26 protein-coding genes are annotated in these 24,001 nt (G+C 63.0%); 5 read left to right on the top strand and 21 right to left on the bottom strand.

Features of this window, described 5'->3' with window-relative positions:
* Positions 1 to 213: 213 nt before the first annotated feature.
* The 6 genes from MIC97_RS16175 to coxB all read right to left on the bottom strand — a co-directional run bounded on the left by MIC97_RS16175 (position 214) and on the right by coxB (position 5,462).
* Positions 214 to 1,092 carry a cytochrome c oxidase subunit 3 gene (locus MIC97_RS16175; RefSeq protein ID WP_239800860.1) on the bottom strand — a complete coding sequence of 293 codons (879 nt, stop codon included), beginning with the start codon at positions 1,090 to 1,092 and terminating at the stop codon, positions 214 to 216.
* Between the two features lies 1 nt (position 1,093).
* Positions 1,094 to 1,723 carry a cytochrome c oxidase assembly protein gene (locus MIC97_RS16170; protein ID WP_183828232.1) on the bottom strand — a complete coding sequence of 210 codons (630 nt, stop codon included), beginning with the start codon at positions 1,721 to 1,723 and terminating at the stop codon, positions 1,094 to 1,096.
* An 8-nt stretch (positions 1,724 to 1,731) separates the two neighbouring features.
* A complete protein-coding gene (locus MIC97_RS16165; protein ID WP_183831611.1) occupies positions 1,732 to 1,890 on the bottom strand; it encodes a hypothetical protein in 159 nt (52 codons plus the stop codon).
* Positions 1,891 to 1,895: 5 nt separating this feature from the next.
* The gene (locus MIC97_RS16160; RefSeq protein WP_183828229.1) at positions 1,896 to 2,837 is read right to left on the bottom strand and encodes a heme o synthase; all 942 of its coding nucleotides are present in this window, start codon (positions 2,835 to 2,837) and stop codon (positions 1,896 to 1,898) included.
* A gap of 74 nt (positions 2,838 to 2,911) precedes the next feature.
* Entirely contained in the window at positions 2,912 to 4,558 is a 1,647-nt protein-coding gene (gene ctaD / locus MIC97_RS16155; RefSeq protein WP_183828226.1) for a cytochrome c oxidase subunit I, read from the bottom strand.
* Between the two features lie 37 nt (positions 4,559 to 4,595).
* Entirely contained in the window at positions 4,596 to 5,462 is an 867-nt protein-coding gene (coxB, locus tag MIC97_RS16150) for a cytochrome c oxidase subunit II (protein WP_183828224.1), read from the bottom strand.
* Between the two features lie 332 nt (positions 5,463 to 5,794).
* Here coxB and MIC97_RS16145 point away from each other — a divergent pair, with 332 nt between their 5' ends.
* The 3 genes from MIC97_RS16145 to blaOXA all read left to right on the top strand — a co-directional run bounded on the left by MIC97_RS16145 (position 5,795) and on the right by blaOXA (position 8,554).
* On the top strand, positions 5,795 to 6,319 hold the full coding sequence (locus MIC97_RS16145) for an invasion associated locus B family protein (protein ID WP_183828221.1): 525 nt from the start codon (positions 5,795 to 5,797) through the stop codon (positions 6,317 to 6,319).
* 79 nt (positions 6,320 to 6,398) lie between these two features.
* Positions 6,399 to 7,811 (top strand): metalloprotease TldD, encoded by a 1,413-nt coding sequence (gene tldD / locus MIC97_RS16140; RefSeq protein ID WP_239800859.1) that lies wholly within the window; start codon positions 6,399 to 6,401, stop codon positions 7,809 to 7,811.
* Positions 7,811 to 8,554: a class D beta-lactamase gene (gene blaOXA / locus MIC97_RS16135; protein ID WP_239800858.1), complete on the top strand. Its 744-nt coding sequence runs from the start codon at positions 7,811 to 7,813 to the stop codon at positions 8,552 to 8,554. Before tldD ends, blaOXA begins: the two co-directional genes overlap by 1 nt.
* A gap of 86 nt (positions 8,555 to 8,640) precedes the next feature.
* On the opposite strand, the gene MIC97_RS16130 is transcribed toward blaOXA, so the two are convergent.
* The 10 genes from MIC97_RS16130 to MIC97_RS16085 all read right to left on the bottom strand — a co-directional run bounded on the left by MIC97_RS16130 (position 8,641) and on the right by MIC97_RS16085 (position 17,201).
* Positions 8,641 to 9,150 carry an RES domain-containing protein gene (locus tag MIC97_RS16130; protein WP_239800857.1) on the bottom strand — a complete coding sequence of 170 codons (510 nt, stop codon included), beginning with the start codon at positions 9,148 to 9,150 and terminating at the stop codon, positions 8,641 to 8,643.
* Positions 9,143 to 9,514, bottom strand: a complete 372-nt coding sequence (locus tag MIC97_RS16125) for an antitoxin Xre/MbcA/ParS toxin-binding domain-containing protein (protein ID WP_183828208.1) — start codon at positions 9,512 to 9,514, stop codon at positions 9,143 to 9,145. The genes MIC97_RS16130 and MIC97_RS16125 overlap by 8 nt, the downstream gene beginning before the upstream one ends.
* A gap of 77 nt (positions 9,515 to 9,591) precedes the next feature.
* Entirely contained in the window at positions 9,592 to 10,833 is a 1,242-nt protein-coding gene (locus tag MIC97_RS16120; RefSeq protein WP_239800856.1) for a class I SAM-dependent RNA methyltransferase, read from the bottom strand.
* Positions 10,830 to 11,594, bottom strand: coding sequence for a TlyA family RNA methyltransferase (locus MIC97_RS16115; protein WP_239800855.1), 765 nt, complete (start codon positions 11,592 to 11,594; stop codon positions 10,830 to 10,832). The genes MIC97_RS16120 and MIC97_RS16115 overlap by 4 nt, the downstream gene beginning before the upstream one ends.
* Positions 11,595 to 11,635: 41 nt before the next feature.
* Complete coding sequence (locus tag MIC97_RS16110) at positions 11,636 to 11,914, bottom strand: hypothetical protein (protein WP_183828197.1); 279 nt, start codon at positions 11,912 to 11,914, stop codon at positions 11,636 to 11,638.
* Between the two features lie 211 nt (positions 11,915 to 12,125).
* Entirely contained in the window at positions 12,126 to 14,054 is a 1,929-nt protein-coding gene (gene dxs, locus MIC97_RS16105) for a 1-deoxy-D-xylulose-5-phosphate synthase (protein ID WP_239800854.1), read from the bottom strand.
* A 92-nt stretch (positions 14,055 to 14,146) separates the two neighbouring features.
* Positions 14,147 to 15,067, bottom strand: coding sequence for a pirin family protein (locus MIC97_RS16100; RefSeq protein ID WP_239800853.1), 921 nt, complete (start codon positions 15,065 to 15,067; stop codon positions 14,147 to 14,149).
* A gap of 272 nt (positions 15,068 to 15,339) precedes the next feature.
* Positions 15,340 to 15,591: an exodeoxyribonuclease VII small subunit gene (locus MIC97_RS16095; RefSeq protein ID WP_183828188.1), complete on the bottom strand. Its 252-nt coding sequence runs from the start codon at positions 15,589 to 15,591 to the stop codon at positions 15,340 to 15,342.
* Between the two features lie 5 nt (positions 15,592 to 15,596).
* The gene (locus MIC97_RS16090; RefSeq protein WP_239800852.1) at positions 15,597 to 16,526 is read right to left on the bottom strand and encodes a histone deacetylase family protein; all 930 of its coding nucleotides are present in this window, start codon (positions 16,524 to 16,526) and stop codon (positions 15,597 to 15,599) included.
* Between the two features lie 63 nt (positions 16,527 to 16,589).
* Entirely contained in the window at positions 16,590 to 17,201 is a 612-nt protein-coding gene (locus MIC97_RS16085) for a TetR/AcrR family transcriptional regulator (RefSeq protein ID WP_239800851.1), read from the bottom strand.
* A 146-nt stretch (positions 17,202 to 17,347) separates the two neighbouring features.
* On the opposite strand from MIC97_RS16085, the gene MIC97_RS16080 reads away from it, so the two are divergent.
* A complete protein-coding gene (locus MIC97_RS16080; protein ID WP_239800850.1) occupies positions 17,348 to 18,568 on the top strand; it encodes an MFS transporter in 1,221 nt (406 codons plus the stop codon).
* A gap of 90 nt (positions 18,569 to 18,658) precedes the next feature.
* Here the strand turns inward: MIC97_RS16080 and ribB are convergent, their stop codons facing one another.
* Positions 18,659 to 19,753, bottom strand: a complete 1,095-nt coding sequence (gene ribB / locus MIC97_RS16075) for a 3,4-dihydroxy-2-butanone-4-phosphate synthase (protein ID WP_183828175.1) — start codon at positions 19,751 to 19,753, stop codon at positions 18,659 to 18,661.
* Positions 19,754 to 19,842: 89 nt separating this feature from the next.
* A complete protein-coding gene (aroC, locus tag MIC97_RS16070; RefSeq protein WP_239800849.1) occupies positions 19,843 to 20,949 on the bottom strand; it encodes a chorismate synthase in 1,107 nt (368 codons plus the stop codon).
* Positions 20,950 to 21,156: 207 nt separating this feature from the next.
* On the opposite strand from aroC, the gene MIC97_RS16065 reads away from it, so the two are divergent.
* Complete coding sequence (locus MIC97_RS16065; protein ID WP_183828169.1) at positions 21,157 to 21,420, top strand: DUF1344 domain-containing protein; 264 nt, start codon at positions 21,157 to 21,159, stop codon at positions 21,418 to 21,420.
* 45 nt (positions 21,421 to 21,465) lie between these two features.
* Here MIC97_RS16065 and MIC97_RS16060 read toward each other — a convergent pair whose 3' ends face one another.
* The 3 genes from MIC97_RS16060 to MIC97_RS16050 form a co-directional block, all read right to left on the bottom strand.
* Positions 21,466 to 22,053 carry a histidine phosphatase family protein gene (locus tag MIC97_RS16060; RefSeq protein ID WP_239800848.1) on the bottom strand — a complete coding sequence of 196 codons (588 nt, stop codon included), beginning with the start codon at positions 22,051 to 22,053 and terminating at the stop codon, positions 21,466 to 21,468.
* 57 nt (positions 22,054 to 22,110) lie between these two features.
* Entirely contained in the window at positions 22,111 to 22,929 is an 819-nt protein-coding gene (gene fabI / locus MIC97_RS16055) for an enoyl-ACP reductase FabI (RefSeq protein WP_183828163.1), read from the bottom strand.
* A 97-nt stretch (positions 22,930 to 23,026) separates the two neighbouring features.
* Positions 23,027 to 23,956 carry a J domain-containing protein gene (locus tag MIC97_RS16050; protein WP_239800847.1) on the bottom strand — a complete coding sequence of 310 codons (930 nt, stop codon included), beginning with the start codon at positions 23,954 to 23,956 and terminating at the stop codon, positions 23,027 to 23,029.
* Between the last annotated feature and the right edge of the window lie 45 nt (positions 23,957 to 24,001).

Raw genomic sequence — 24,001 nt, 5'->3', positions numbered from 1 at the left:
GTGAAAACAAGAACTTAAAGCGCAGGTAGCAATTCTGAAAAAATCCCGGCGCGGCTCAGAGCAGTTTACCCGCGCATGCAATCGATGCCCTGCATCTGCCCGCCAGGCCATTCAGGCAGCTTCATTGTGAGCCAGCCCCTGCTCGTCTTCCAAAAAGAGACAGGGCGGCCACGTTGCCGCGGCCGCCCTGAAATTCATTGCATTCACCTGGCCTCAGTGTACGGCGATGTCGGCACCGACCGAAGCCCAGACATAGATCGTGGCGTAAAGGAACAGCCACACCACGTCCACGAAGTGCCAGTACCATGCAGCCGCCTCAAGACCGAAGTGCTGCTTGGGCGTGAAGTCGCCACGAATGGCGCGGATCAGGCACACGATCAGGAAGATCGTTCCGATGAAAACATGGAACCCGTGGAACCCGGTCGCCATGAAGAAGGTGGCGCCGTAGATGGAGTCCTTGAAGTTGAAAGGAGCGTGCACATACTCGTAGGCCTGCACGAAGCTGAACAGGACACCGAGAGCCACGGTGATCGCCAGACCATTGATCAGCCCCTTGCGGTCGTTGTGCAGCATGGCGTGGTGAGCCCACGTCAGCGTCGTACCCGACAGAAGCAGGATGATCGTGTTGTAGAGCGGCAGATAGAAGGGGTCGAGAACCTCGATGCCCTTCGGCGGCCAGATACCGCCGGTATACTCGCTGCGGGTATACTGCACGGCTTCGCCGGGGAACAGGCTGGCATCGAAGAACGCCCAGAACCAAGCCACGAAGAACATCACCTCCGAGGCGATGAACATGATCATGCCATAGCGCAGGTGCAGGGAGACGACGCGGGTGTGATGCCCCTCATGGGCTTCCTTAACCGTATCCGACCACCAGCCAAACATGGTGTAAAGGACGATCAGCAGACCGATGAAAAACAGCCATGGCGTTGCCATGTTGATGCCAAAGACGGGAAACTCGTTGCCCTTCAGGTATTGCATCCAGAAGACGCCGCCGATGCAAAGCACAAGCGCTCCAAATGACCCGAGGAAGGGCCAGGGGCTCGGGGCCAGAATATGATAGTCATGTTGTTTTGCGTGCGCTTCAGCCATATCAGCCCCCGACATCTGCTTCGGTGTTCGTAGTTGTTACAGTGCTCCGATCGATCGAACCGGTTGTCGCCGGTGCCTCCTTGTCGATCGGGAACATGGTGTAGGACAAGGTAATGGTCTTCACATTCTTCAGCTCCGGCACATCCACGATGTCCGGATCGACGAAGAAGATCACCGGCATGTCCATCGTCTCGCCAGCGGCAAGCGTGGTGTCGGTGAAGCAGAAGCATTCCACCTTGTTGAAATAGGCGCCTGCCGTCTCAGGCGTCACGTTGAAGGTGGCGCGTCCGCCCGTCGGCCGGGCCGCCATGTTGGTGGCGGTGTAGTGGGCCTGCGCCGTTTCACCGATCTTCACCGTGATCGAGCGGTCGACAGGCGCGAACTTCCACGGAACGCCGCCGGCCGTATTGGCATCGAAGCGGATCGTGATGTCACGATCGAGCACCCGGTCGGAATACTGGGTCACGCGCTGCGTGGTTCCACCATATCCGGTGACCTGACAAAACAGCGTGTAGAGCGGAACGGCCGCATAAGCCATGCCGACCATGCCGCAAAAGAAGGCGACGCAGAGCGCAGCAACCTTGCGGTTGCTCTTCTGCCTGGCCTCATCCGTGGCTGGGGTATTGCTCATCCTTCGTCTCACATAGGCCGGTTCAGGACCGCCGGGCCAAACTTCGCCAGCGTCGCAACGTAGAATATGATGACAAGCGCCACCAAGGCCAGCCCGATGGCGACGGATCGCAGACGCCGGGCCTTCTTCTGCTGTTCGGTCAGATCGACGGTTTCAAGCTTATCCATGGTGCTCATGCTCCCATGCCGCCAAGCCAGGCGACAAGGCGGTCGCCCATATAGGCAGCGAAGATGACGAACAGATAGACCAGCGAGAAACCAAACAGCTTCTTGGCCGGAACCATGGTCTTGTCATCGTCCGACATGCCCAGAACTTTCCAGGAATACCATACGAAGCCCGCGCCCAGCACCAGCGATATGACGCCATAGAACAGGGTCGTGTAGCCAAGCAGCCACGGTGCGACGCCGACAGGCGCCAGCAACAGGGCATAGGCGAATATCTGGCGGCGGGTCGAAGCCGGGCCGGCAACGTTCGGCATCATCGGGATGCCGGCGCGCTCGTAATCGCCCGACTTGAAGAGCGCCAGCGCCCAGAAATGCGGCGGCGTCCACAGGAAGATAATCAGGAACAGGATAACGCTTTCCAGGCTGATATTTCCGGTGGCGGCTGCCCAGCCGATCATGGGCGGGAAGGAGCCGGCGGCACCGCCGATGACGATGTTCTGCGGTGTCCAGCGCTTCAGCCACATCGTGTAGATGACGGCATAGAAGAAAATGGTGAAGGCCAGCAGCGAAGCCGAGAGCCAGTTGACGAGGACGCCGAGCGTCATCACCGACAGAACCGACAGCACCAGACCGAAGCCCAGCGCCTCGCCGGGCGTGACGCGGCCCGCCGGAACCGGCCGCTTGGCCGTGCGGCTCATCACCTTGTCGATGTCGGCATCGTACCACATGTTGAGCGCGCCGGACGCGCCTGCGCCAATGGCTATAGCCAGAATGGCGATGAGGGCGAGAAGCGGGTTCATCGTCCCCGGCGCGGCGACAAGCCCCACCACAGCCGTAAACACCACCAGCGACATAACGCGAGGCTTCAGCAGCGCGATATAGTCGCCCGGCGTCGCTTCCGACATGCGCAGCGGCGCTTCATCAATGCATCTGTCGTCGATCAGGGCCATGCGTACTCAAACGTCCGATCATTCCGTGTGGCCAAACCGCCGGCCGGGGCCGGCGGTTCGCATCAAAGTCCGTATCAGCGGATACGGGGCAACTGTTCCCACTGGTGGTAAGGCGGCGGCGACGGCAGCTGCCATTCCAGCGTCGTGGCGCCCTCGCCCCACGGATTGGCACCGGCCACGCGCTTCCTCTGGAAGGCATCGAAGATACCGTAGAGGAAAATCAGCACACCGATACCGGCGATGTAGGAGCCGTAGGAGGAAACCATGTTCCAGCCGGCATAAGCATCAGGGTAGTCGATGTAGCGGCGCGGCATGCCGGCCAGCCCGAGGAAATGCTGCGGGAAGAACACGATGTTCACGCCCACGAAGGTGACCCAGAAGTGGGTGTTGGCGATCGTCTCGGAGTACATGTACCCCGTCATCTTCGGGAACCAGTAGTACCAGGCAGCGAAGATGGCGAACACGGCACCCAGCGACAGCACGTAATGGAAGTGCGCCACCACATAATAGGTGTCGTGATACATGCGGTCGAGACCGGCATTTGCCAGCTGCACGCCGGTGACGCCGCCAACGGTGAACAGGAAGATGAAGCCGATCGCCCACAGCATCGGCGTGCGGAAGGTGATCGAGCCACCCCACATCGTCGCGATCCACGAGAAGATCTTGATGCCGGTCGGAACCGCGATCACCATCGTGGCGAAGGTGAAGTAGCGCTGGGCATTCAGCGAGATGCCCGAGGTGAACATGTGGTGCGCCCACACGACGAAGCCGACGGCACCGATCGCGACCATGGCGTAGGCCATGCCGAGATAACCGAACACCGGCTTGCGCGAGAAGGTCGACACGATGTGGCTGACGATGCCGAAGCCCGGCAGGATCAGAATGTACACTTCCGGATGCCCGAAGAACCAGAAAAGATGCTGGAACAGGATCGGGTCACCGCCACCTTCAGGCGAGAAGAAGGCCGTGTCGAAGTTGCGGTCGGTCAGCAGCATGGTGATGCCGCCGGCCAGAACTGGGAGCGACAGCAGCAGCAGGAACGCCGTGATCAGCACCGACCACGCAAACAGCGGCATCTTGTGCATGGTCATGCCAGGTGCGCGCATGTTGAAGATGGTGGTGATGAAGTTGATGGCGCCGAGGATCGACGACACACCGGCGATGTGAACCGACAGGATGGCGAAATCCATGGCCGGGCCCGGCTGACCGGACGTCGAGAACGGCGGATACATGGTCCAGCCGCCCCCGATGCCATGAGCACCCGGTGCGCTCGGCACGAAGAACGAGATCAGCAGCAGGATGAGTGCCGGAGGCAGAAGCCAGAAGGAGATGTTGTTCATGCGCGGGAACGCCATATCCGGCGCACCGATCATGATCGGGATCATCCAGTTGGCGAAACCGCCGATCAGGGCAGGCATGACCATGAAGAAGATCATGATCAGGGCATGCATGGTGGTGAACACATTGAACATGTGCTTGCCGGCATCAAGAGCCGCATCACCCTCGACCCCATAAACCATGGACGCAAGACCATGGAAAATCTGGATACCCGGCTCCGCCAGCTCCCAGCGCATCATGATCGACATGACGCCGCCGAGAATGCCCGACATGATCGCGAAGATCAGGTAGAGGGTTCCGATGTCCTTGTGATTGGTCGAGTAGACCCAGCGAACCCAGCCACGCGGCGCGTGGTGATCGTCATGTGTTGCAGCTTCTGCCATTTCCGGCTCCGTTACCTTGTATACCTGGGTTGCGGGCTCAATTCGCGGCGGCCAGCTTGCTGGCGGCCTCAATCTGCGCGGTCAGCGCCTTGTTCGCGGCGGGCAGATCGCTCTTGGCGGCCGCCAGCCAGCTTTCATACTGGTCCGGAGAAACGACACGGACGGCGATCGGCATGAAGGCGTGGTCCTTGCCGCAAAGCTCGGAACACTGGCCGTAGTAGAAGCCTTCCTTCTCGACCTTGAACCAGACCTCGCTCAGACGGCCGGGCACGGCATCGCTCTTCACGCCGAAGGACGGCACAGCGAAGGCGTGGATGACGTCGGAGGCGGTGACAAGCACGCGAACCACGGTATTGGACGGCACCACCATCTCGTTATCGACAGCGAGCAGGCGCGGATAGACCGACTTGTCTTCCTTGCCGGCAGCAGCCCGATCCCCCTCGTGCAACATGGCCGAGTTGAATGAAGGCCCTTCGTTGTCCTGATACTCGTAGTCCCAGTTCCACTGGTTGGCCGTCGCCTTGATGGTGAGCTTGGCCTCTTCCGGCGGAGAGTACTGGTTGGTCAGAAGCTGAAAGGAAGGAACGGCCAGCATCAGCAGCAGCACGACCGGACCGACGGTCCAGATCACCTCGATGGCAGTGTTGTGGCTGGTGCGTGACGGCACCGGGTTCCTGCTGGCGCGGAACTTCAGGATGCAATAGGCGAGCAGCACCAGAACGAGAAGCGTGACCGGTATGATGAAGGCCAGCGTGTAACCCTCGAACCATGTGATCTGGTGCATGATGTCGGTCGCGGCTGGCTGGAACCTGTATTCCCAGTCTACCGGCTGCGCCGCCCAGGCGGACGCTGCGGAAAGCAGTGCGGCGGCAGCACACAATCCCCCTGCAATGGATCTTTTCATCGCCCTATTCTTCTCCCTTGCTCGCGCATGTGCCGCGAGAATAATCCAATTGATGCCGGAACGGGAATCCCGGACAGTCGATGCTGGTTCAAACCATACTCTGTTTCCCTCCGCAAGGAAGGACCCGGCTCATCCATGCGGCATTTTTGCGCGCGTCACAAAAGCCGCGACGCTGCCATGAAACGGGCAATTATTGCTGAAAGCCGCCGCGACGCGCAAAATAGAAGTGAAAAACCGTATTATTGCCGCAGTCGGAGGCGATTGGGCGCGTTCGCATCCTTCCGCTTGGCCCATGTGCGGCTTAAAGTGAGGCGATTCGCAGTGGAGCCGTCATGAAGTCTTGGGTTTCGGGAACCTTGGCGAAGGTCACCCTTCTCGCCGCCTCTCTGGGGGCGATATCCGCATCGGGCACAGCCCTGGCGCAGCAAAGCGGCAGCGTGCGTTCCACGCATGGCGCATGGTCCGTGATCTGCGACACGCCAGCGGGTGCCACGACCGAGCAGTGCGTGATGATGCAGAACGTCGTTGCCGAGGACAGGCCGGAGATGGGTCTTTCCGTGGTGGTGCTGCGCACCGCCGACAACAAGGCCGAGATCCTGCGCGTGCTGGCGCCTCTGGGCGTTCTGCTGCCAAACGGCCTCGGCCTCAATGTCGATGGCAAGGATATTGGCCGCGCCTATTTCGTGCGCTGCTTCCAGGATGGCTGCTACGCTGAGGTGATTCTGGAAAAGCAGTTGCTCGATACGCTGAAGGCAGGCATGGCGGCCACCTTCATCATCTTCCAGACGCCGGAAGAGGGCATCGGCATTCCGGTCGACCTCAAGGGCTTCGCGGACGGCTTCGCCGCCCTGCCCTGACGAGCCCGCGTCAGCTTCGCATTGCCGAACGGGTCGTGTGCGCCTACATGGCGTGCAGACCCTGATCCGAGGATGCGCCATGACCAGCCTGCTTTCCGAGTTCGACATTTCCGAAGAGCGCATCCGCACTCTGGTGGCCGATACGCTCAACGGCGCTGACGATGGCGAGCTTTTCCTCGAAAGCAGCGAAAGCGAAGCCCTGCTCTTCGACAATGGCCGGCTCAAGACGGCCAGTTTCAACACCGACCGCGGCTTCGGCCTGCGCGCGGTGGCCGGCGAGGCGACCGGCTACGCGCATTCGAGCGAACTGTCCCATGCCGCCCTGCTGCGCGCCTCCGATGCCGTCGCGACCGTCAAAAGCGGACATGCGGGAACGCTGGCGGACGCGCCTGCGCGCACCAACCGCCACCTCTATTCCTACGACAACCCGATCCCCTCGCCCGGCTTCGATACCAAGGCGAAGCTGCTGCAGGAGATCGACGCATGGCTGCGCAATGCGGATCCGCGCGTGCGGCAGGTGACGGCCTCGCTCGCATCCTCATGGCAGCATGTGGAGATTCTGCGCGGCGATGGACAGGTGGTGCGCGACATCCGGCCCATGGTGCGGATGAACGTCTCGGTGGTCGTCGGTGACGGCGACCGCCAGGAAAGCGGCTCCTATGGAGCGGGCGGGCGCAAGGCGTTCGGCGAGTTCCTGACGGAAGACAACTGGAAATATGCGGCAAGCGAGGCGCTCAGGCAGGCTCTCGTCAATCTCGAAGCGGTTCCGGCTCCGGCCGGTACGTTCGACATCGTGCTGGCCAATGGCTGGCCGGGCGTAATGCTGCATGAAGCGGTGGGCCACGGCCTCGAAGGCGACTTCAACCGCAAGAAGACGTCCGCCTTCGCCGGGCTGATGGGGCAACAGGTCGCCGCCAGGGGCGTCACCGTCGTCGATGACGGCACCATCGCCGAGCGACGCGGTTCGATCACTGTGGATGACGAGGGCACGCCGAGCGCCCACAACGTACTCATCGAGGACGGCAAGCTCGTCGGCTACATGCAGGACAGGCAGAATGCCCGGCTGATGGGCATGAAGGCGACCGGCAACGGACGCCGTGAAGGCTATGCCCACCGCCCCATGCCGCGCATGACCAACACCTTCATGATGTCCGGCGACAAGACGCCCGAGGAGATCATCGCTTCGGTGAAGAAGGGCGTCTACGCCGTGTCCTTCGGTGGTGGTCAGGTCGACATCACCTCCGGCAAATTCGTGTTCGGCTGCACCGAGGCCTACATGATCGAGGATGGCAAGGTGACGCGTCCGATCAAGGGCGCCATGCTCATCGGCAACGGGCCGGACGCCATGCATCGGGTCTCCATGGTCGGCAACGACACCAAGCTCGACACGGGCATCGGCAATTGCGGCAAGGCCGGCCAGTGGGTGCCGGTCGGCGTCGGCCAGCCGCATCTGCGCATGAACCAGATGACGGTTGGCGGCACGCAGGTCTGATGACCGGCCTGAAAGCGTTCGCAGTCGCGCTTGGGGCCGTGTTGACGGCCCTTTCCGTTCTTCCGGCACGAGCGGCAGTTGTCTGCACGGTGATCGCCGATGCCCACACAGGCAGCGTGCTGGCGAACGAAGGCCGGTGCGAAGACCGGGTCACGCCTGCCTCCACCTTCAAGATCGCGCTGGCGGCAATGGGCTATGATTCCGGATTTCTGCGGGACGCGGGCAATCCGGTGCTGCCCTTCCGCCAAGGCTATCCGGACTGGGGCGGCGATGCATGGCGCAGGCCAACAGACCCTGCCGCATGGATGCGCCATTCGGTTGTCTGGTACTCACAGCAGATCACGCGGGAGCTCGGCTTGGAGAAGCTGCGGGGCTACGGCCGGAGCTTCGCCTATGGCAATGCCGATTTTTCAGGAGACGCCGGGAAGAACAACGCACTGGAGCGCGCCTGGATTTCGTCCTCGCTGACCATCTCGCCGCTGGAGCAGACCGTTTTCCTGCGCAGGCTGATCACCGGGCAATTGCCGATCTCGCGCGACGCCACGGCACAGACCATGGCGATCGTCGAAAGCAGCGAAACCTCCGATGGCTGGCGGATTTCCGGAAAGACGGGATCAGCCTATCCCCGGAAAGCCGACGGCACCTTCGATCGGGCGCGGATGTGGGGCTGGTATGTCGGCTGGGCGAGCAAGGGCGACGTGACACTGGTGTTCGCGCGTCTCGTGCAGGATGAACAGCGCTAAAAGCGCTCCGCAGGCCTGCGTGCGCGGGAGGCATTGCTGGCGCAATGGAGCGCGCTCGCCGCGCAGGCGGGCAGGTAAGCCCGAACCTACATCCACGAGGCTGACGATTTCGGCAGCCGGCGGTCGGGGTCGATGACGGTGAGGTCGGGCGCACCGTTTCCGTTCCAGCGCCACAGCGCCACGCAGGTGCCGCCGGGCGACATGAAGGACGGATAGATCACGCCATCCCAGCCCTGCCGCAGCAATTTTGCCCGCAGCCTGTGGGTATCGGGCACCTTGCCGCGATCCATCATGTCGCGCCATTCGCATTCGTGAATGGCGGGCGTGATGCCGATAGCATCCAGCGTCTCGTCATCCGTCAGGTCGGCAAGCCGTGCGCCGCTCAGTTCGAGTCGGGCGATCAGCGCCGGGTGCTGGACAAAACCCTGATTGTATTCGGCCCAGGCCGTCGACAATTCGCGCGCCGCATAGATCGTCGGCGCGCCCACCGGGTTCCAGCGCCCGCCGAACCGGGCCGCCCCCTCACCCGACAGCGGCAGATAGGCCCATTGCGGCACGAAGGCGCGCCACAGGGTAAGCGGTGCGCTGTCAGGCATAGACGCCGGAGCGTACGGCCTCCAGATAGGCGAGAACCTTGTCGGCCTTGCCTTCGCGGACTAGATCATAGGCCGTCTTGCCGGCCCAGCCGGGTATCGGCTGGTGCTTGAACCAGATCGCGGCGCGGCGTTCGTCACCCGCCATTTCGCCGGCCATCGCCAGTATGCGCACGACAGGGCTGAGCGCCGCATCAACCTTGCGCGCGCCGGTCTTGGCCGCCAGCGTGTTGCGGGCGACGCCGATCAGGGCCGCCAGCTCTGACAGGGTGACGCCAAGCAGTTCCGCCACCCGCCTCGGTGACAGGAAAGGCGAACCGCCTTCGCCGAAGCGAGAAGCATTGATTTCAAGGGCCATGGAGGTCATGATGCGCCTCCTTTCGTATTTTGAACATCTGCCGTTCAAAATAGGCGCAATCGGCGCTCAATTCAAGCGCAGCGCTTTTACCGCCGCTTCTTCGGCTTTTCCAGCAGCGCCACCGCCTCGACATGCGGGGACCACAGAAACTGGTCGATCGGCGTGACCTTCTTCAGGCGATAGCCGCCGGCAAGCAGGATGGCGAGATCGCGCGCGAAGGTGACGGGATTGCACGACACGGCAGCCACCAGCGGCACGTCGGAGCGCGCGATCTGGCGGCACTGGTCCTCCGCCCCGGCGCGTGGCGGATCGAACACCAGACCGTCAAAGGCGTTGAGTTCCTTGAAGGTAAGCGGACGGCGGAACAGGTCGCGCTTTTCGGAGGTTACGCGCTTCAGCCCCGTCGCGAAACGGAAGCCACGATCCAGCGCGGCAAGGGCGGCGGCCTCACCCTCCACCGCATGCACCTCCGATTTCGCGGCCAGCCGCAGCGCGAAACTGCCGCAACCGGCGAAGAGGTCGGCAACCTTCTTCGCCCGCGCCAGATGCTGGCCGACCAGATCGGCCATGGTCTGCTCGGCCGGTTCCGTTGCCTGAAGGAAGGAGCCCGGCGGCACAGGCACCGCTGCAGTGCCGAACAGCACCATCGGCTTCTTCGGCTCGATGATGATTTCGCCATCGACCGACAACCGCGCCAGCCCATGGTGGACAACGAAATTCGAAGCGATCTGGCGCTGGCGTTCGCCCATGCGCCCAGAATCGGAAGCCGCCACGTCGAGCCCGAATGCGGTGACGGTAACCGTCATGTGGAAGGGCTTTGGCGTGGCGCAGATCAGCGTGCCCAGTTCGCGCAGCATATCCAGCGCGCCCACGATCTGCGGCACAGCGACGGGGCATTCCTCAAGCGGCACGATCTGCGACGACAGATGCCGGTTGAACCCCAGAGCGAGGCCCGTATCGGTGCGCCGGGCACTGAACGAAACCCGGCGGCGCGTGTGCGGCGCGCAGGGCACCAGATCGTCCACCTCGCATTCAATGCGCGCGCCCTTCAGCACATGCACCACCTTGTCGCGTTTCCATGCGCGATAGGCGCCGTCCTCCAGATGCTGCACCGCACAGCCGCCGCAATCGCCGAAATGGCGACAGGCAGGCTCGATCCTGAGCGGCGACTTTTCCAGAACGGCCATCAGCGTCGCCCGGTCGCGCTCGCGGGCGGCGGTCACCACCTCCCCGGCCAGCGTGAAGGGAATGAACACCTGCCCGCTTTCGGTATTGGCCACGCCGTCGCCCTGCGCGCCCAGCCTGTCGATCGTAAAGCGCGCGCTCATCGGTCTTTCACTCCGGCCAGCAGGAATTCGCGGTTGCCGTCACCACCCTCGATGGGCGATGGGGAGAGGCCGAGCGCGCGCCAGCCCGGCTGACCATCCAGCCAGTCGCGCAAGCTGCAGGCGACCCGCCCCGCATCATCAGGGTTCTTCAGCAATCCGCCCTTGCCGATGGCCTCGCGCCCCGCCTCGAATTGCGGCTTGACCAGAAGCACCGCCCTCGCCCCGGGCGCGGCCAGTTCCAGCGCCGGCGGCAAAGCAAGTTTCAGCGAGATGAAGCTGACGTCGGAAACGATGAAGTCCGGGACGCGACCGCCCAGATCGGCGGCGGTCAGGTCACGCGCGTTCAGGCCTTCTATCGACGCAACGCGCGGATCGGCCTCGATCTCCCCGCGCATCTGGCCATGTCCGACATCGATTGCGGTAACGTGGGCAGCACCCCGCTCCAGCAGAACCTGCGTAAAGCCACCCGTGGATGCGCCGATGTCGAGCGCCGTGCAGCCCGCCGGATCAAAACCGAAGCCATCAAGACCAGCGATCAGCTTGAGCGCGGCGCGCGAGACATAGGCGCGGGCCGGATCGTCGATCTCTAGGACAACATCCGCTGCAACCGTTCGTCCGGGCTTGACCGCCACTTCGCCATCGACGCGCACGGTTCCGCGCTCGATCGCATCGCGGGCGCGGGATCGGCTGGCGAACAGGCCGCGCTCGATGAGCAGTTCATCGAGACGCAGCCGCCGGCTGGCAGGTGCTTCGGGCTTCATCCGCCTTCATTGACGAAAGGCGGGCGGGAACGCAAGCGCCGTCAGCGCGTCTTCCTGCTTTGCGGCTCCGGGCGCGGGTTGTCGCGGTAGCGGCCATACTGAAGAACCCTGAGCGGCTCGCGCTGTCTTTGCTCTGCCTGCTGCCGGACAAGGACAGGCTGCTGGCCGGGCGCGAAGCTGCCGCGCAGCTCTCCCATCCGTGCGGCCACGATCTCGCGCGCCGCATCGTCTATGCGGGAGTCGATACGCGTCTCGGCGGCGCCTTGCGCCGTCGCCGCCACCAATCCTGCCAGTCCGCAGAAAAACGCTTTCACTGTCATCACGCCCCTTGTCGGGGTCAGAGCTAACAGGGCGACGTTGAGATTCGACCAAAAGGAACGGTAAGCGAAACGCCAAAAACCAGCGTAAACAGAGGGTTATGATCAAACCGACAGAAGCGGATTCAAGTTTCTCATGCAACGATTCAGCAACCATGCCGCAAATGCGGCCACGGAAGCAGAAAAAGCCTTCGCGAAGATCCGCATCGCGCACTCAGGCGCGCTGGGCGCTTTCGACGTGGCCGAGCGCGGCAAAGACGGTCCCGACGATGCCGATGCTGTCCAGCCCGGCCTCCGCATACATTTTCTCCGGCTTGCCGTGATCGGTGAACTCGTCCGGCAGCACAAGCGGCCGCACCTTCAGGCCGCCGTCCAGCAACCCTTCATGAGCAAGGAAATGCAGCACCTGCGTGGCGAAACCGCCGATGGCGCCCTCCTCCACCGTCAGCAGAATCTCGTGCTCGCGCGCCAGCCGGCGCACCATGTCGGTGTCCAGCGGCTTGGCGAAGCGCGCATCGGCGACCGTTGTGGAAAGCCCGGCCGCGTCCAGCGCCTCGGCGGCCAGCAGGCAATCGGCCAGACGCGTGCCGAAGGACAGGAGCGCCACGCGCGTGCCCTGCCGCATGATCCGCCCCTTGCCGATGGTCAGCGCCTCGCCGCGCTCGGGCATATCAACGCCGATGCCGTTGCCGCGCGGATAGCGGAAGGAGATGGGCCCTTCGTCATATTCAGCAGCGGTGCGCACCATGTGCTTCAGCTCCGCCTCGTCGGCTGCGGCCATGACCACGAAGCCGGGCAGCGAGGCAAGGAAGGTGGTGTCGAAAGCGCCGCAATGGGTCGGCCCGTCCGCACCCACGAAGCCGGCACGGTCGATGGGAAAGCGCACCGGCAGTTTCTGGATCGCCACATCATGCACGACCTGATCGTAGGCGCGCTGGAGGAAGGTGGAATAGATCGCCGCAAAGGGTCTGTATCCCTCGGTGGCGAGGCCTGCCGCAAAGGTCACCGCATGCTGCTCGGCGATGCCCACATCGAAAGTGCGTGAAGGAAACGCCTCGCCGAACAGATCGAGCCCGGTGCCGGAAGGCATGGCGGCGGTGACGGCGACGATTTTCTCGTCCTCCCGCGCTTCCTGGATCAGGCTTTCGGCGAACACCCTTGTATAGGCCGGTGAATTGGCCGGGGCCTTGGCCTGCGCTCCGGTGATGACGTCGAATTTGTTGACGCCGTGATACTTGTCGGCAGCGGCTTCGGCAGGCGCATAGCCCTTGCCCTTCTGCGTCACCACATGGATCAGAACAGGGCCTTCGCCATGGTCGCGCACATTCTTCAGCACCGGCACCAGATGCTCCAGATTGTGGCCGTCGATGGGGCCGATGTGGAAGAAGCCCATTTCCTCGAACAGCGTCCCGCCGGTGACGTAGCCACGGGCATGTTCCACCGCCCTTGTGATCGCCCGGTCGGCGCGTTTGCCGAGATAAGCGGTCAGTTTCTTGCCCAGTTCGCGAACGCCCTGATAGGTGCGCCCAGAAGCGAGCCGCGCCAGATAAGAACTCATCGCTCCGCTGGGCGGGGCGATCGACATGTCATTGTCGTTGAGGATGACGATCAGCCGCGAGCCCTGGGCGCCTGCATTGTTGAGCGCCTCATAGGCCATGCCGGCCGACATGGAGCCGTCACCGATGACGGCGATGACATTGTTGCGCCCCCCGGCGAGATCGCGCGCCACCGCCATGCCGAGGCCGGCCGAGATCGAGGTGGAGGAATGGGCCGCACCGAAGGGATCGTATTCGCTCTCGTCGCGCTTGGTGAAGCCCGAAAGGCCACCCTCCTGCCTCAGGGTGCGGATGCGGTCGCGGCGGCCGGTGAGGATCTTGTGCGGATAGGTCTGATGGCCGACGTCCCAGATGATGCGGTCGGCCGGCGTGTCGAACACATAGTGCAGCGCCACGGTAAGCTCGATCACGCCAAGGCCGGCACCCAGATGACCGCCCGTGTGCGACACCACATCGATGGTTTCCCGGCGCAACTCATCGGCCAGTTGCGGCAGCGCGCTTTCGGGAAGGGTTCGCATATCCGCCGGAATGCGGACCTTGTCGAGAAGCGGCGTCTCAAGAGGCCGGGTATGGGGCTTGGCGTTCATCGGTGGCGTCCTCCCGAAGCTGGAGCCTGCGGCCGGAATAGGCCGGCAGGCCGGAAATGTAAACGCCGCCCGCAGCCCGGGCGCGTTATTGCTCAGCCCTTTGGCAGCGGTACGAATTCTTCCTCATCGCCCGGCACGATATCGAAGCGGCCGGTACGCCATTCTTCCTTGGCCTGCTCGATGCGCTCCTTCGAGGAGGAAACGAAATTCCACCAGATGTAGCGTTTGCTGCCCAGCGAGTCGCCGCCAAACAGCATGAAATGCGCGCCGCGCTCGGAACTCACCACGATCTCGTCGCCGGGTTTGAAAACCAGAAGCCGGTCCGCGGGGAAACGATCGCCGGAGATGGAAACCTCTCCGTCGAGCGTATAGATGGCCCGTTCCTCTGCATCCTGCGGTATTTTCACCCTGGTCCCGGCCTCCAGCCGGATACCGGCATAGAGCGTCTTCGATGCCACCGAGACGGGCGAGTTCATGCCCTCGAACGAGCCGATGACGACCCTGCCCTTCACACCCTCAGCCTCGAAGCGGGGAAGCTCGGCCTTCACCGTGTGATCGAATACCGGAGCGACCTCTTCCTTGCCATCCGGCAGGGCGAGCCAGGTCTGCAGGCCGGAGACGGACATCGGCGCCCCGCGCAGTTCCTCGGGCGTGCGCTCGGAATGGACGATGCCGCGGCCGGCCGTCATCAGGTTCACGTCGCCCGGCTCGATCACCATTTCGGTGCCCAGCGAATCGCGGTGCCTGATCTTGCCGTCGAACAGGTAGGTGACGGTGGACAGGCCGATATGCGGATGCGGCCGCACGTCCAGCGCTTCGCCGGCCCTCAAAATCGCGGGACCCATGCGGTCGAAGAAGATGAAGGGGCCAACCAGCCGGCGACGGGCCGTCGGCAACGCGCGGCGGACCTGAAATCCGTCAATGTCGCGGGCATTGGGTACGACCATGAGTTCGATCTGGTCGCAGGCGAAGGCGTCGCCAACATTGGGGTCGTTTCCGGGAAAAAAGCTCATGGCCTGCCTCACAGGTTGGCGTCTGGAGCGCCGTGTGCCCTATCGGAAGCACAAGGACGCTCCAGCACTTTGATTGAGCATCGGAGCGAAGCTGTCCGACATTTTCGGGTTGTGCCGATGCCCATCCAGAATGCCAGAGCCTGCCTTGCACGAGTGTCATCGCGTTCGGCGCTCTGATGCCTGCAATGTAGGCCGCACCAGGCCTGTCGGAAAGCGTCGTTCGGACAACGGACCGTTCAATGTTCGTCACTTTCGGGCTCGCCGCCCGCAGCTTACTCCGCGTCGAGGGGCTCGGTGCCGGCGGGCTTGCCGTCGCGGGCGAGCCTGATCTTCTCCACCTTGTCCTCGGCCGCCTTCAGCAGGCGATCGCAATGGGCCTTCAGGGCCTCGCCGCGCTCGTAGATGCGGATCGACTGGTCGAGCGGCACCTCGCCACGCTCAAGGTCCTCGACGATCTTTTCCAGAGCATCGAGCGCCTGCTCGAAGCTCATCGCCTTCACGTCTTCGTTGGTCGAAGCTTCCATGCATTCTATCCCTTCATCAGGCGACCGACATGGGCCGCGACAGAAAACGCCAGCCCGTGCAGGTCGTAGCCGCCTTCCAGCAGGCTGACGAGCCGGTTGTCGCAATAGCGTGCCGCGCGTTCCAGCACATAGCCCGTCGCCCAGTCGAAATCGTCCTCGGTCAGGTTTATGTCCGCCAGCGGGTCACGGTGGTGGGCATCGAAACCGGCCGAGATGATGATGAGGTCCGGCGCGAAATCATCGATGCGGGGCAGGATGCGGGTGCCGAAGGCCTCGCGGAATGCCTCGGAGCCCGTATCGGGTGCCAGCGGCACATTGACGACATTGCCGAACGCGCCGGTTTCGTTGCGCCGTCCGCTGCCCGGAAACAGGGGAAGCTGGTGCGTCGAGCAATAGAGAACGCTCGGATCATCCCAGAAGATATCCTGCGTGCCATTACCATGGTGGACGTCCCAGTCGATGATGGCGACCCGCTCGGCGCCATGCTTCTTCTGTGCATGGCGGGCGGCGATCGCGGCATTGTTGAACAGGCAGAAGCCCATGGCCGCCGCTTTCTCGGCATGATGGCCGGGTGGGCGCGAGGCCACGAAGACATTGCTGGCAGCGCCAGAGAACACATCGTCCACCGCCGCATTGGCCGCGCCGATCGCGGTAAGGGCGGCATCCCAGCTCTTCGGGCTCATGACGGTGTCGCCATCGATGGTGGCGATGCCCTCCTCCGGCACGGCCGCACGCAGCCGCTCCACATAGCTTTCGGGGTGGGCATAGAGAAGCGTCGCCTCGTCGCCCTGCGGTGCCTCGGCGCGGTCCAGCAATTCGAATGGCTCTTCCATCAGCACACGCTCGATGGCGCGCAGCCGGTCAGGCCGCTCCGGATGTCCCGGCGGCGTCAGGTGCTCCAGATAGACCGGATGGCTGTAGAGACGGGTCGTCATCCGACCTGATATAGGCTTTTGCACGACTTTTTGCCATGCCAGAAGCCACGGGACGGCGCTCTGTCAACAGGCGGGACCAGGCGTTGCGTCATCGAGCAGCAATCCATCCAGAAGCATCTTGAAAGCCTCCACCGCCTTGCCCGCTGCGGCGGCAGGGTCAGGCGCATTGGCGATCCACTGGGCGGCGAAGGTAGATGCGCCGGTGATCAGCCTTGCGGCGGCTTCCGCGTCCATCTCCCGCACCACGCCCTCTTCCTGAAGCTCCCGGATGCCCGACGAGATCACCTCGATGCAGTTCAGCGCGGTCGGCCAGGCAGAGGGATTGCCCAGAACCGCAGGACCGTCACACAGGACAATGCGCTGTATCTCCGGCTCCAGCGCCATATTCAGATAGTTGACGTTCTGGTCCACGAAACGCCGCCAGCGGCTCGCCGACATGTCCGCAGCAGCAGCCAGACGCTCCGACATCTCGGCATCGATCTCGACGATCACCGCCAGCAGCAGGCCCTTCTTGTCGCCGAAGTGATGATAAAGGGCGCCGCGAGTCAGCCCTGCCTCGGCGGTGAAATCATCCATGGATGCCTCGGCATACCCCTTTTCGACAAACGCCTTGCGGGCGGCGTCGATCAGTTTGGCGCGGGTTTCCGCGATCATTTCCGAGCGTGGCTTGCGCATTTTCTCCATCCATTCACATATGTTCACTCGCATACGCAATGTATGTCAATTGACATACGCGGCGTATGTCGCTATCTCGTTTCGCATACGCCACGTATGCGAAACTATGTAAGTGGCGCTCCACCAAATGTCGAGGAGCATTCCAGATGCCCAATCCCTACAGCGAGATATTCCGCGCGCCCGGCACGAAAGGCTTCGCCGCCGCCGGCTTCATCGCGCGTCTTCCCATCGCCATGGCGCCAATCGGCATCGTGGCCATGCTGTCCCAGACTCACGGCGAATACTGGCTGGCCGGTGCGGTCTCCGCCACCTATGCGCTGACCAACGCATTTCTGGCGCCGCAGATTTCACGGCTGATCGACCGTCTGGGCCAGACCACAGTGGCCGCGCCCGCCGCGACGATTTCCGCAATCGCCTTCCTTGTCCTGATCGTCGCCACCAACCAGCATTGGCCGGTGTGGACATTGTTCGCATCCGCCCTGATTGCCGCCACCATGCCCAGCATACCGGCAATGGTGCGGGCGCGCTGGACCGGCATTTTCAGGGACCAGCCCGGACTGTACACGGCCTTCGCCTTCGAATCCGTCGCCGATGAACTGGTCTATATTGCCGGTGCATCGCTGTCGGTCGGCTTGAGCGTCGCGCTGTTTCCTGAAGCCGGGATGCTGGCGAGCACACTGTTCCTCGCCGTCGGCACGGCGGCATTTCTCCTGCAGCGTTCTACGGAACCACGTCTGGAGCCATCGGCCGAACGCGCCACGGGGTCAGCCATCCGCCTGCGCCCGGTCCAGATCATCACACTTGCGCTGATCTTCGTCGGGGTCATCTTCGCCACCGCCGAGGTCAGCACCGTCGCGATGACGAAGGAACTGGGCCAGCCGGGTGCAGCCAGCCTCGTGATCGGCGTCTATGCGCTGGGGTCCTTCATCGTCGGCATCATCGTGGGGGGCCTCAACCTCACGATGCCGCTGCCCCGACGGATGCTCATATCGGTAGCGGCCATCGCACTTACCACATTGCCGCTGCTTCTCGCTGACACTGTGTTGATGCTGGCTATAACCGTATTCATCAGCGGGCTGGCGATCTCGCCGACCTTCATCACCGCTTTCGGCCTGATCGAGCGGCGCGTGCCAGAAGCGATGCTGACGGAAGGCATCACCTGGGTGATGACGGGTATCGGCATCGGCATGGCGCTCGGAGCCTTCGCGGCCGGCTGGGTCGTCGACACATTCGGCGCGCACAGCGGCTTCTTTGTGTCGGTCGCAGCCGCCTTTGCCTCCCTGCTGACAGTACTTGCCGGCCAGAAGAGCCTTGCCGGCGGCCGGCAGGAAATACCCGGCAACACTCTGGCGCAGCCGGCGGAGTGATGAGGCATCAATGCTCGCAGGCTCCGGAGAATCTCTCCGGAGCCTGCTTTTCAAAGGTCTTTCGCCTGATGCGCTATGAACGCGAAATGCTTATCGGATTTCGGTCGAGACGATGCGAATGCCGAAGCCTTCCAGCCCGACATAATGACGCTCGCGCGAGGCGATGAGATTGATCGACGAAATGCCGAGATCCTTCAGGATCTGCGCCCCCAGTCCGATCTCGCGCCACTCGTTCTCGCGATTGCGGGCTTCCTCGTGATCCTCATCTCCGCCCCGGCTGCGGCTCTCCTTCTGGCCGACACCGACGGATCCTTCCCGCAGATAGACGATGACGCCGCGCTGCTGCGCACCCATCGTCTCCATGATACCATCCAGCCTGCCGCCCGTTCCGAACACGTCGGAAACGACATTTTCCGGATGCAGGCGCACCGGCACTTCCTCGCCATCGCGAATGTCGCCGAAGACCACGGCGAGATGCTGCATCGGGTCCCAGGGGAGCGTATAGGCATAAAGTCTGGCCTTGCCGCCGGGTGTCTCTATGTCGGTGCTGGCGACGCGTTCGACCAGCGTTTCCTGCCGCTGGCGGTAGGCGATGAGGTCTGCCACTGAAACCTGCTTCAGCCCGTTCTTCTCTGCGAACGCCTGCACCTGAGGCCCGCGCATCACCGTTCCATCGTCATTGACCAGTTCGGAAATGACGCCGACGGGCGGCAGATTGGCCAGCTTGCACAGGTCGACGGCCGCTTCCGTATGGCCCGAGCGCATCAAAACACCGCCTTCGCGGGCGATGAGCGGGAAGATATGGCCGGGGCGCACGAAATCGGACGGGCCGACATTGCCATTGGCCAGATTGCGCACGGTCAGCGTGCGATCGTCCGCCGAAATGCCGGTCGTCGTGCCATGCTTGAAATCGACGGACACGGTGAAGGCGGTGGTGTGGGCGGAATCGTTTTCCGCCACCATGGGCGCAAGGTTGAGCCGGCGCGCATCCTCGCGCAGCATCGGGGTGCAGACGATGCCGGAAGTGTGGCGCACGATGAAGGCCATCTTCTCCGGCGTGCAGTGAACGGCGGCGACGATCAGATCGCCTTCATTCTCGCGCCCGTCATCATCCATGACCACGACGATCTCGCCGCGCTCGAAGGCGCGGATGGCTTCAACGATCTTCTTCTGGTCGTAGGACATGAGGCTCGCTTCGCTAAAAAAGAACGACGGAATAAGAAACGGCATAAGGCCTCGAACAGGGACGGGCAAGTCCGCCCGTTCGCAGCCGGCTACGCGTCAGCCCTGCCCGTCTGGCCGCGATGGCGCAGATAGTGATCGGCGATGGCGCAGGCGACCATGGCCTCGCCCACCGGCACCGCCCGAATACCTACACACGGATCGTGGCGGCCTTTGGTGCGCACTTCCACTTCCGCCCCATCCTTGTCGATCGAAAGGCGTGGGGTCAGGATCGAGGATGTCGGCTTGACCGCGAAACGCGCCACCACCGGCGCGCCGGTCGAAATGCCGCCAAGGATGCCGCCAGCCTTGTTGGACAGGAACATCGGGCGGCCGTCATTGCCCATGCGCATCTCGTCGGCATTCTCCTCGCCGGTGATGCGGGCCGCCTCGAAGCCGTTGCCGATTTCCACGCCCTTGACCGCGTTGATCGACATCAGGTTGCCGGCAATGTCCTGATCGAGCTTGCCGTAAAGCGGCGCACCGAGGCCTGCCGGAACGCCTTCCGCCACGATCTCGACAATTGCCCCGACCGAGGAGCCGGCCTTGCGGATTTCGTCCAGATAGCTTGTGAAAACAGGAACCGAAGCCGGGTCCGGCGTGAAGAACGGATTGTCTTCGTGGCCGACGAAATCCCAGTCCCAGTTGGCGCGGTCGATGTCCTTCACGCCCATGGAAACCAGAGCGCCGCGCACCACGAGGCCGGGGACTATCCTGCGGGCAAGAGCGCCGGCGGCGACGCGCGCAGCGGTTTCGCGCGCGGATGAGCGCCCGCCGCCGCGATGGTCGCGCAGGCCGTATTTGACGTCATAGGTGTAGTCGGCATGGCCGGGGCGATACTGCCGCGCGATCTCGCCATAGTCCTTCGAGCGCTGGTCGACATTCTCGATCAGCATCGAGACGGGCGTGCCGGTGGTGATCATCGTCTCTCCATCCTCATCGAAGACGAAGCCCGAGAGCACCTTCACCTGATCGGGTTCGCGCCTCTGCGTGACGAAGCGCGACTGACCCGGACGGCGTCGGTCGAGTTCCGACTGGATGTCTGCCAGCGTAAAGCGGGTGCCGGACGGGCACCCATCGACCACGCAGCCAAGCGCGGCACCATGGCTTTCGCCCCATGTGGTGACGCGGAACAGATGGCCGAACGTGTTGTGCGACATTGGCAAATCCCTGCCTTTTCACGCCGGGGCCTGTTGGATGGCCCGGTCCCGATCCGATGTTGCCAGCGTTCTATTGGCGTTTTTTGCGGTGGTCAAACCGTCATCGACGGCGTCTAAGCTTTGACACATTGGGCTGGTTCTGTTCACATCGCCGCGTCTCCGCAATCAACCGGCGTCAGGCCGGAGCAAGAAACAAGAGGACGACACATGCAAATTCGAATCGGGCGCATTTTCGCTGGCGCCGCTGCAGCCCTCCTGATGCTTTCGGGCATGGCCCTGGCCGAGCAGGCCGAAGGGACCATCAAACAGGTCAGCAAGGAAAACATGACCCTGACGCTCGATAACGGCAAATCCTACAAGCTCAACGCCGAAATGGACGTGGACGCACTCAGCGCCGGAATGGAAGTCGTCATCGCCTATGATGTGACCGGCGGCGAAAATGTCATCACCGACATGCAGGTGGTCGAATAAGGCAGGTCGTCGAATAAGGCAGGCGTCAGCGGACAGAAAGGCTCCTCAGAGCCAGTCCAGCCTGTCGCCCTGCCAGCGCAGGATGCGATCCTGCGGAATGGTGAGCGCGCAGGCTTCTTCCTTGCTCAGCCCACCGGCAAAGCGGAACAGCCCGCGGATCACTCCGCCATGGGTCACGCAGACTGAGGGACCCTGCAGGGTGCGAAATACAGGCGTCACCCGCTCCAGAAGCATCTGATAGCTTTCCGCACCTTCGCCGGGCGGCTGGAAATCCCATTTGGCAAGATGGCGCTCGCGGGTCGAGCCCGGATGCAGCGCTTCCAGCTCGTCAGCCGTATAGCCCTGCCAGTCGCCGAAATTCAGCTCCTTGAGGCGCTCGTCCATCCGGTAGGCCATGGGATCGAGACCCATCGCGCCGCGCAGCAACTCCATCGTGTGGCGGGTGCGCGCCATCGGGCTTGCAACGAAATCATATCCTGCCGCATCACCGATCAGGCCGGCGAGCGCACGTCCGTTGGCCGCCGCCTGCTCCCGGCCCAGGGCATTGAGATCGATGTCGGCCTGCCCCTGAAGACGAAGTTCCGCGTTCCAGTCGGTCTGACCGTGACGCACCACATAAACAGGTGCAGGCATTTTCCGGGGGTATCCTCTGACAACCTCGGCCCGGAGGCCGAAAAGAAATGTGGAGTGTCAGTCCTTGATGGTGGAGATGTCCGGCGCGTCGACAGCCTTCATGCCCACGACATGATAGCCGGAATCGACGTGATGCACCTCGCCGGTAACGCCGCGCGACAGGTCGGACAGCAGATAGAGGCCCGAATCACCGACCTCTTCCGGCGTGACCGTGCGCTTGAGCGGCGAGTTGTACTCGTTCCACTTCAGGATATAGCGGAAGTCGCCGATGCCCGATGCGGCCAGCGTCTTGATCGGACCGGCCGAGATGGCGTTGACGCGGATCCCGCGCCCGCCCAGATCGACGGCCAGATAGCGAACGCTGGCTTCAAGTGCTGCCTTGGCAATGCCCATCACGTTGTAATGCGGCATCACCTTCTCGGCGCCGTAATAGGTCAGCGTGAGCAGCGAGCCGCCATCGTTCATGATCGCTTCGGCGCGTCTGGCGATGTCGGTGAAGGAAAACACCGAGATTTCCATGGTGCGGTTGAAGTTGGCGCGCGTCGTCTCGACATAGCGCCCGTCCAGCTCCTCCTTGTCGGAGAAGGCGATGGCGTGCACCAGAAAGTCGATCTTGCCGAAATGGCGCTCGACCTCCGCAAACACCGCATCCAGGCTTTCCGGATCGGTCACGTCGCAATGGCCTGCGATATGCGCGCCAAGTTCCGCCGCCAGCGGCTCAACGCGCTTCTTGAACGCCTCGCCCTGATAGGTCAGCGCGATTTCGGCTCCGTGATCGACACAGGCTCTGGCGATACCGAAAGCGATGGAGCGATTGTTGGCGACACCCAGAATGAGGCCACGCTTCCCGGCCATGAGGCCCTGTACACCCGCCATGTCAGCGTTCTCCGCAAATTGTCCGCTTGAGAGCAAGCCCTATCGCACAGGCGCTTGCGGGCTTCAAGGTCTCAAACGTCAATGAACCGACTGCCGGTCACACCTTCTTCGCGCGCATCAGCGCCTCAAGCTCACTGTCGCCGCCTTCCGGCAGCATCACCCGGACATGTACATAGAGGTCGCCATGCCCGCCGGCCTTCGTCGGCAGACCCTTGCCCTTCAGGCGCAGCACCTTGTCGGAACTGGACCATGCCGGCACGTTGACGGCCAGCTTGCCGGTTGGCGTTTCCACAGCGATCTTGGCCCCCAGAACCGCGTCACGCAGGGGCACCGGCAGGTCGACATGCAGATCGCGCCCTTCCACGGTATAACGCGGATGGTTCAGGAAGCGGATCTTGACCAGTGCATCGCCCGGTGCGCCATAGCCCTGCGCGCCCTGCCCCTTGAGACGGATGGTCTGCCCGTCCTCGACAAAGGAGGGCAGCTTGACGGCGATCTTGCGGCCATCGGGAAACTGGGCCGTCACCTTCGGTGTTGTTGCCGCTTCCTCGATGCTGATGCCAAGCTCGACATTGATGTCCTGACCGCGCGGAGCCTGGCCCCTGCGTTCACCGCCAGAAGAACGCGCGCCCTGCTGGCGGGCGAAGGCATCGCCGAAAATGTGACTGAAAATATCCTCGCCGAAAGCTTCGCCGCCGGGCCCATTGCCACGGAACTCAAAATGCGTCCCTCCCGGCCCCTGCTGGCGCCGGAATCCGGAAAAGGGATCGCCGCCGGCCGCGCCCTCGAAACCCTGGAACAGCGGCTTGCCGTCCGGGCCGATCTCGCCACGGTCGAAGGCTGCGCGCTGCTTCTCGTCGCCGACGATCTCATAAGCCTGATTTACAGCCGCGAAATGATCCTTGGCCTTCGGATCATCCGGATTCTGGTCCGGGTGATACTTCTTGGCCAGCTTTCGATAGGCCGATTTGATTTCCTTTGCCGAGGCGTTCCTTGCAACGCCCAGCACCTCATACGGGTCGCGCATATAACCTGCCTGCCAGATGAACGGGGTTGGTGTCGGCCATTATAT

The organism is Aquamicrobium sp. NLF2-7, from assembly GCF_022359935.1.
Lineage (GTDB): Bacteria > Pseudomonadota > Alphaproteobacteria > Rhizobiales > Rhizobiaceae > Mesorhizobium > Mesorhizobium lusatiense.
This window is presented reverse-complemented; position numbering and strand designations above follow the sequence as displayed.

Bases quoted from the DNA above. Each gene is read 5' to 3' on its own strand.
- MIC97_RS16175 (WP_239800860.1), bottom strand. From the start codon at position 1,092: ATGGCTGAAGCGCACGCAAAACAACATGACTATCATATTCTGGCCCCG.
- MIC97_RS16170 (WP_183828232.1), bottom strand. From the start codon at position 1,723: ATGAGCAATACCCCAGCCACGGATGAGGCCAGGCAGAAGAGCAACCGC.
- MIC97_RS16165 (WP_183831611.1), bottom strand. From the start codon at position 1,890: ATGGATAAGCTTGAAACCGTCGATCTGACCGAACAGCAGAAGAAGGCC.
- MIC97_RS16160 (WP_183828229.1), bottom strand. From the start codon at position 2,837: ATGGCCCTGATCGACGACAGATGCATTGATGAAGCGCCGCTGCGCATG.
- ctaD (WP_183828226.1), bottom strand. From the start codon at position 4,558: ATGGCAGAAGCTGCAACACATGACGATCACCACGCGCCGCGTGGCTGG.
- coxB (WP_183828224.1), bottom strand. From the start codon at position 5,462: ATGAAAAGATCCATTGCAGGGGGATTGTGTGCTGCCGCCGCACTGCTT.
- MIC97_RS16145 (WP_183828221.1), top strand. From the start codon at position 5,795: ATGAAGTCTTGGGTTTCGGGAACCTTGGCGAAGGTCACCCTTCTCGCC.
- tldD (WP_239800859.1), top strand. From the start codon at position 6,399: ATGACCAGCCTGCTTTCCGAGTTCGACATTTCCGAAGAGCGCATCCGC.
- blaOXA (WP_239800858.1), top strand. From the start codon at position 7,811: ATGACCGGCCTGAAAGCGTTCGCAGTCGCGCTTGGGGCCGTGTTGACG.
- MIC97_RS16130 (WP_239800857.1), bottom strand. From the start codon at position 9,150: ATGCCTGACAGCGCACCGCTTACCCTGTGGCGCGCCTTCGTGCCGCAA.
- MIC97_RS16125 (WP_183828208.1), bottom strand. From the start codon at position 9,514: ATGACCTCCATGGCCCTTGAAATCAATGCTTCTCGCTTCGGCGAAGGC.
- MIC97_RS16120 (WP_239800856.1), bottom strand. From the start codon at position 10,833: ATGAGCGCGCGCTTTACGATCGACAGGCTGGGCGCGCAGGGCGACGGC.
- MIC97_RS16115 (WP_239800855.1), bottom strand. From the start codon at position 11,594: ATGAAGCCCGAAGCACCTGCCAGCCGGCGGCTGCGTCTCGATGAACTG.
- MIC97_RS16110 (WP_183828197.1), bottom strand. From the start codon at position 11,914: ATGACAGTGAAAGCGTTTTTCTGCGGACTGGCAGGATTGGTGGCGGCG.
- dxs (WP_239800854.1), bottom strand. From the start codon at position 14,054: ATGAACGCCAAGCCCCATACCCGGCCTCTTGAGACGCCGCTTCTCGAC.
- MIC97_RS16100 (WP_239800853.1), bottom strand. From the start codon at position 15,067: ATGAGCTTTTTTCCCGGAAACGACCCCAATGTTGGCGACGCCTTCGCC.
- MIC97_RS16095 (WP_183828188.1), bottom strand. From the start codon at position 15,591: ATGGAAGCTTCGACCAACGAAGACGTGAAGGCGATGAGCTTCGAGCAG.
- MIC97_RS16090 (WP_239800852.1), bottom strand. From the start codon at position 16,526: ATGACGACCCGTCTCTACAGCCATCCGGTCTATCTGGAGCACCTGACG.
- MIC97_RS16085 (WP_239800851.1), bottom strand. From the start codon at position 17,201: ATGCGCAAGCCACGCTCGGAAATGATCGCGGAAACCCGCGCCAAACTG.
- MIC97_RS16080 (WP_239800850.1), top strand. From the start codon at position 17,348: ATGCCCAATCCCTACAGCGAGATATTCCGCGCGCCCGGCACGAAAGGC.
- ribB (WP_183828175.1), bottom strand. From the start codon at position 19,753: ATGTCCTACGACCAGAAGAAGATCGTTGAAGCCATCCGCGCCTTCGAG.
- aroC (WP_239800849.1), bottom strand. From the start codon at position 20,949: ATGTCGCACAACACGTTCGGCCATCTGTTCCGCGTCACCACATGGGGC.
- MIC97_RS16065 (WP_183828169.1), top strand. From the start codon at position 21,157: ATGCAAATTCGAATCGGGCGCATTTTCGCTGGCGCCGCTGCAGCCCTC.
- MIC97_RS16060 (WP_239800848.1), bottom strand. From the start codon at position 22,053: ATGCCTGCACCTGTTTATGTGGTGCGTCACGGTCAGACCGACTGGAAC.
- fabI (WP_183828163.1), bottom strand. From the start codon at position 22,929: ATGGCGGGTGTACAGGGCCTCATGGCCGGGAAGCGTGGCCTCATTCTG.
- MIC97_RS16050 (WP_239800847.1), bottom strand. From the start codon at position 23,956: ATGCGCGACCCGTATGAGGTGCTGGGCGTTGCAAGGAACGCCTCGGCA.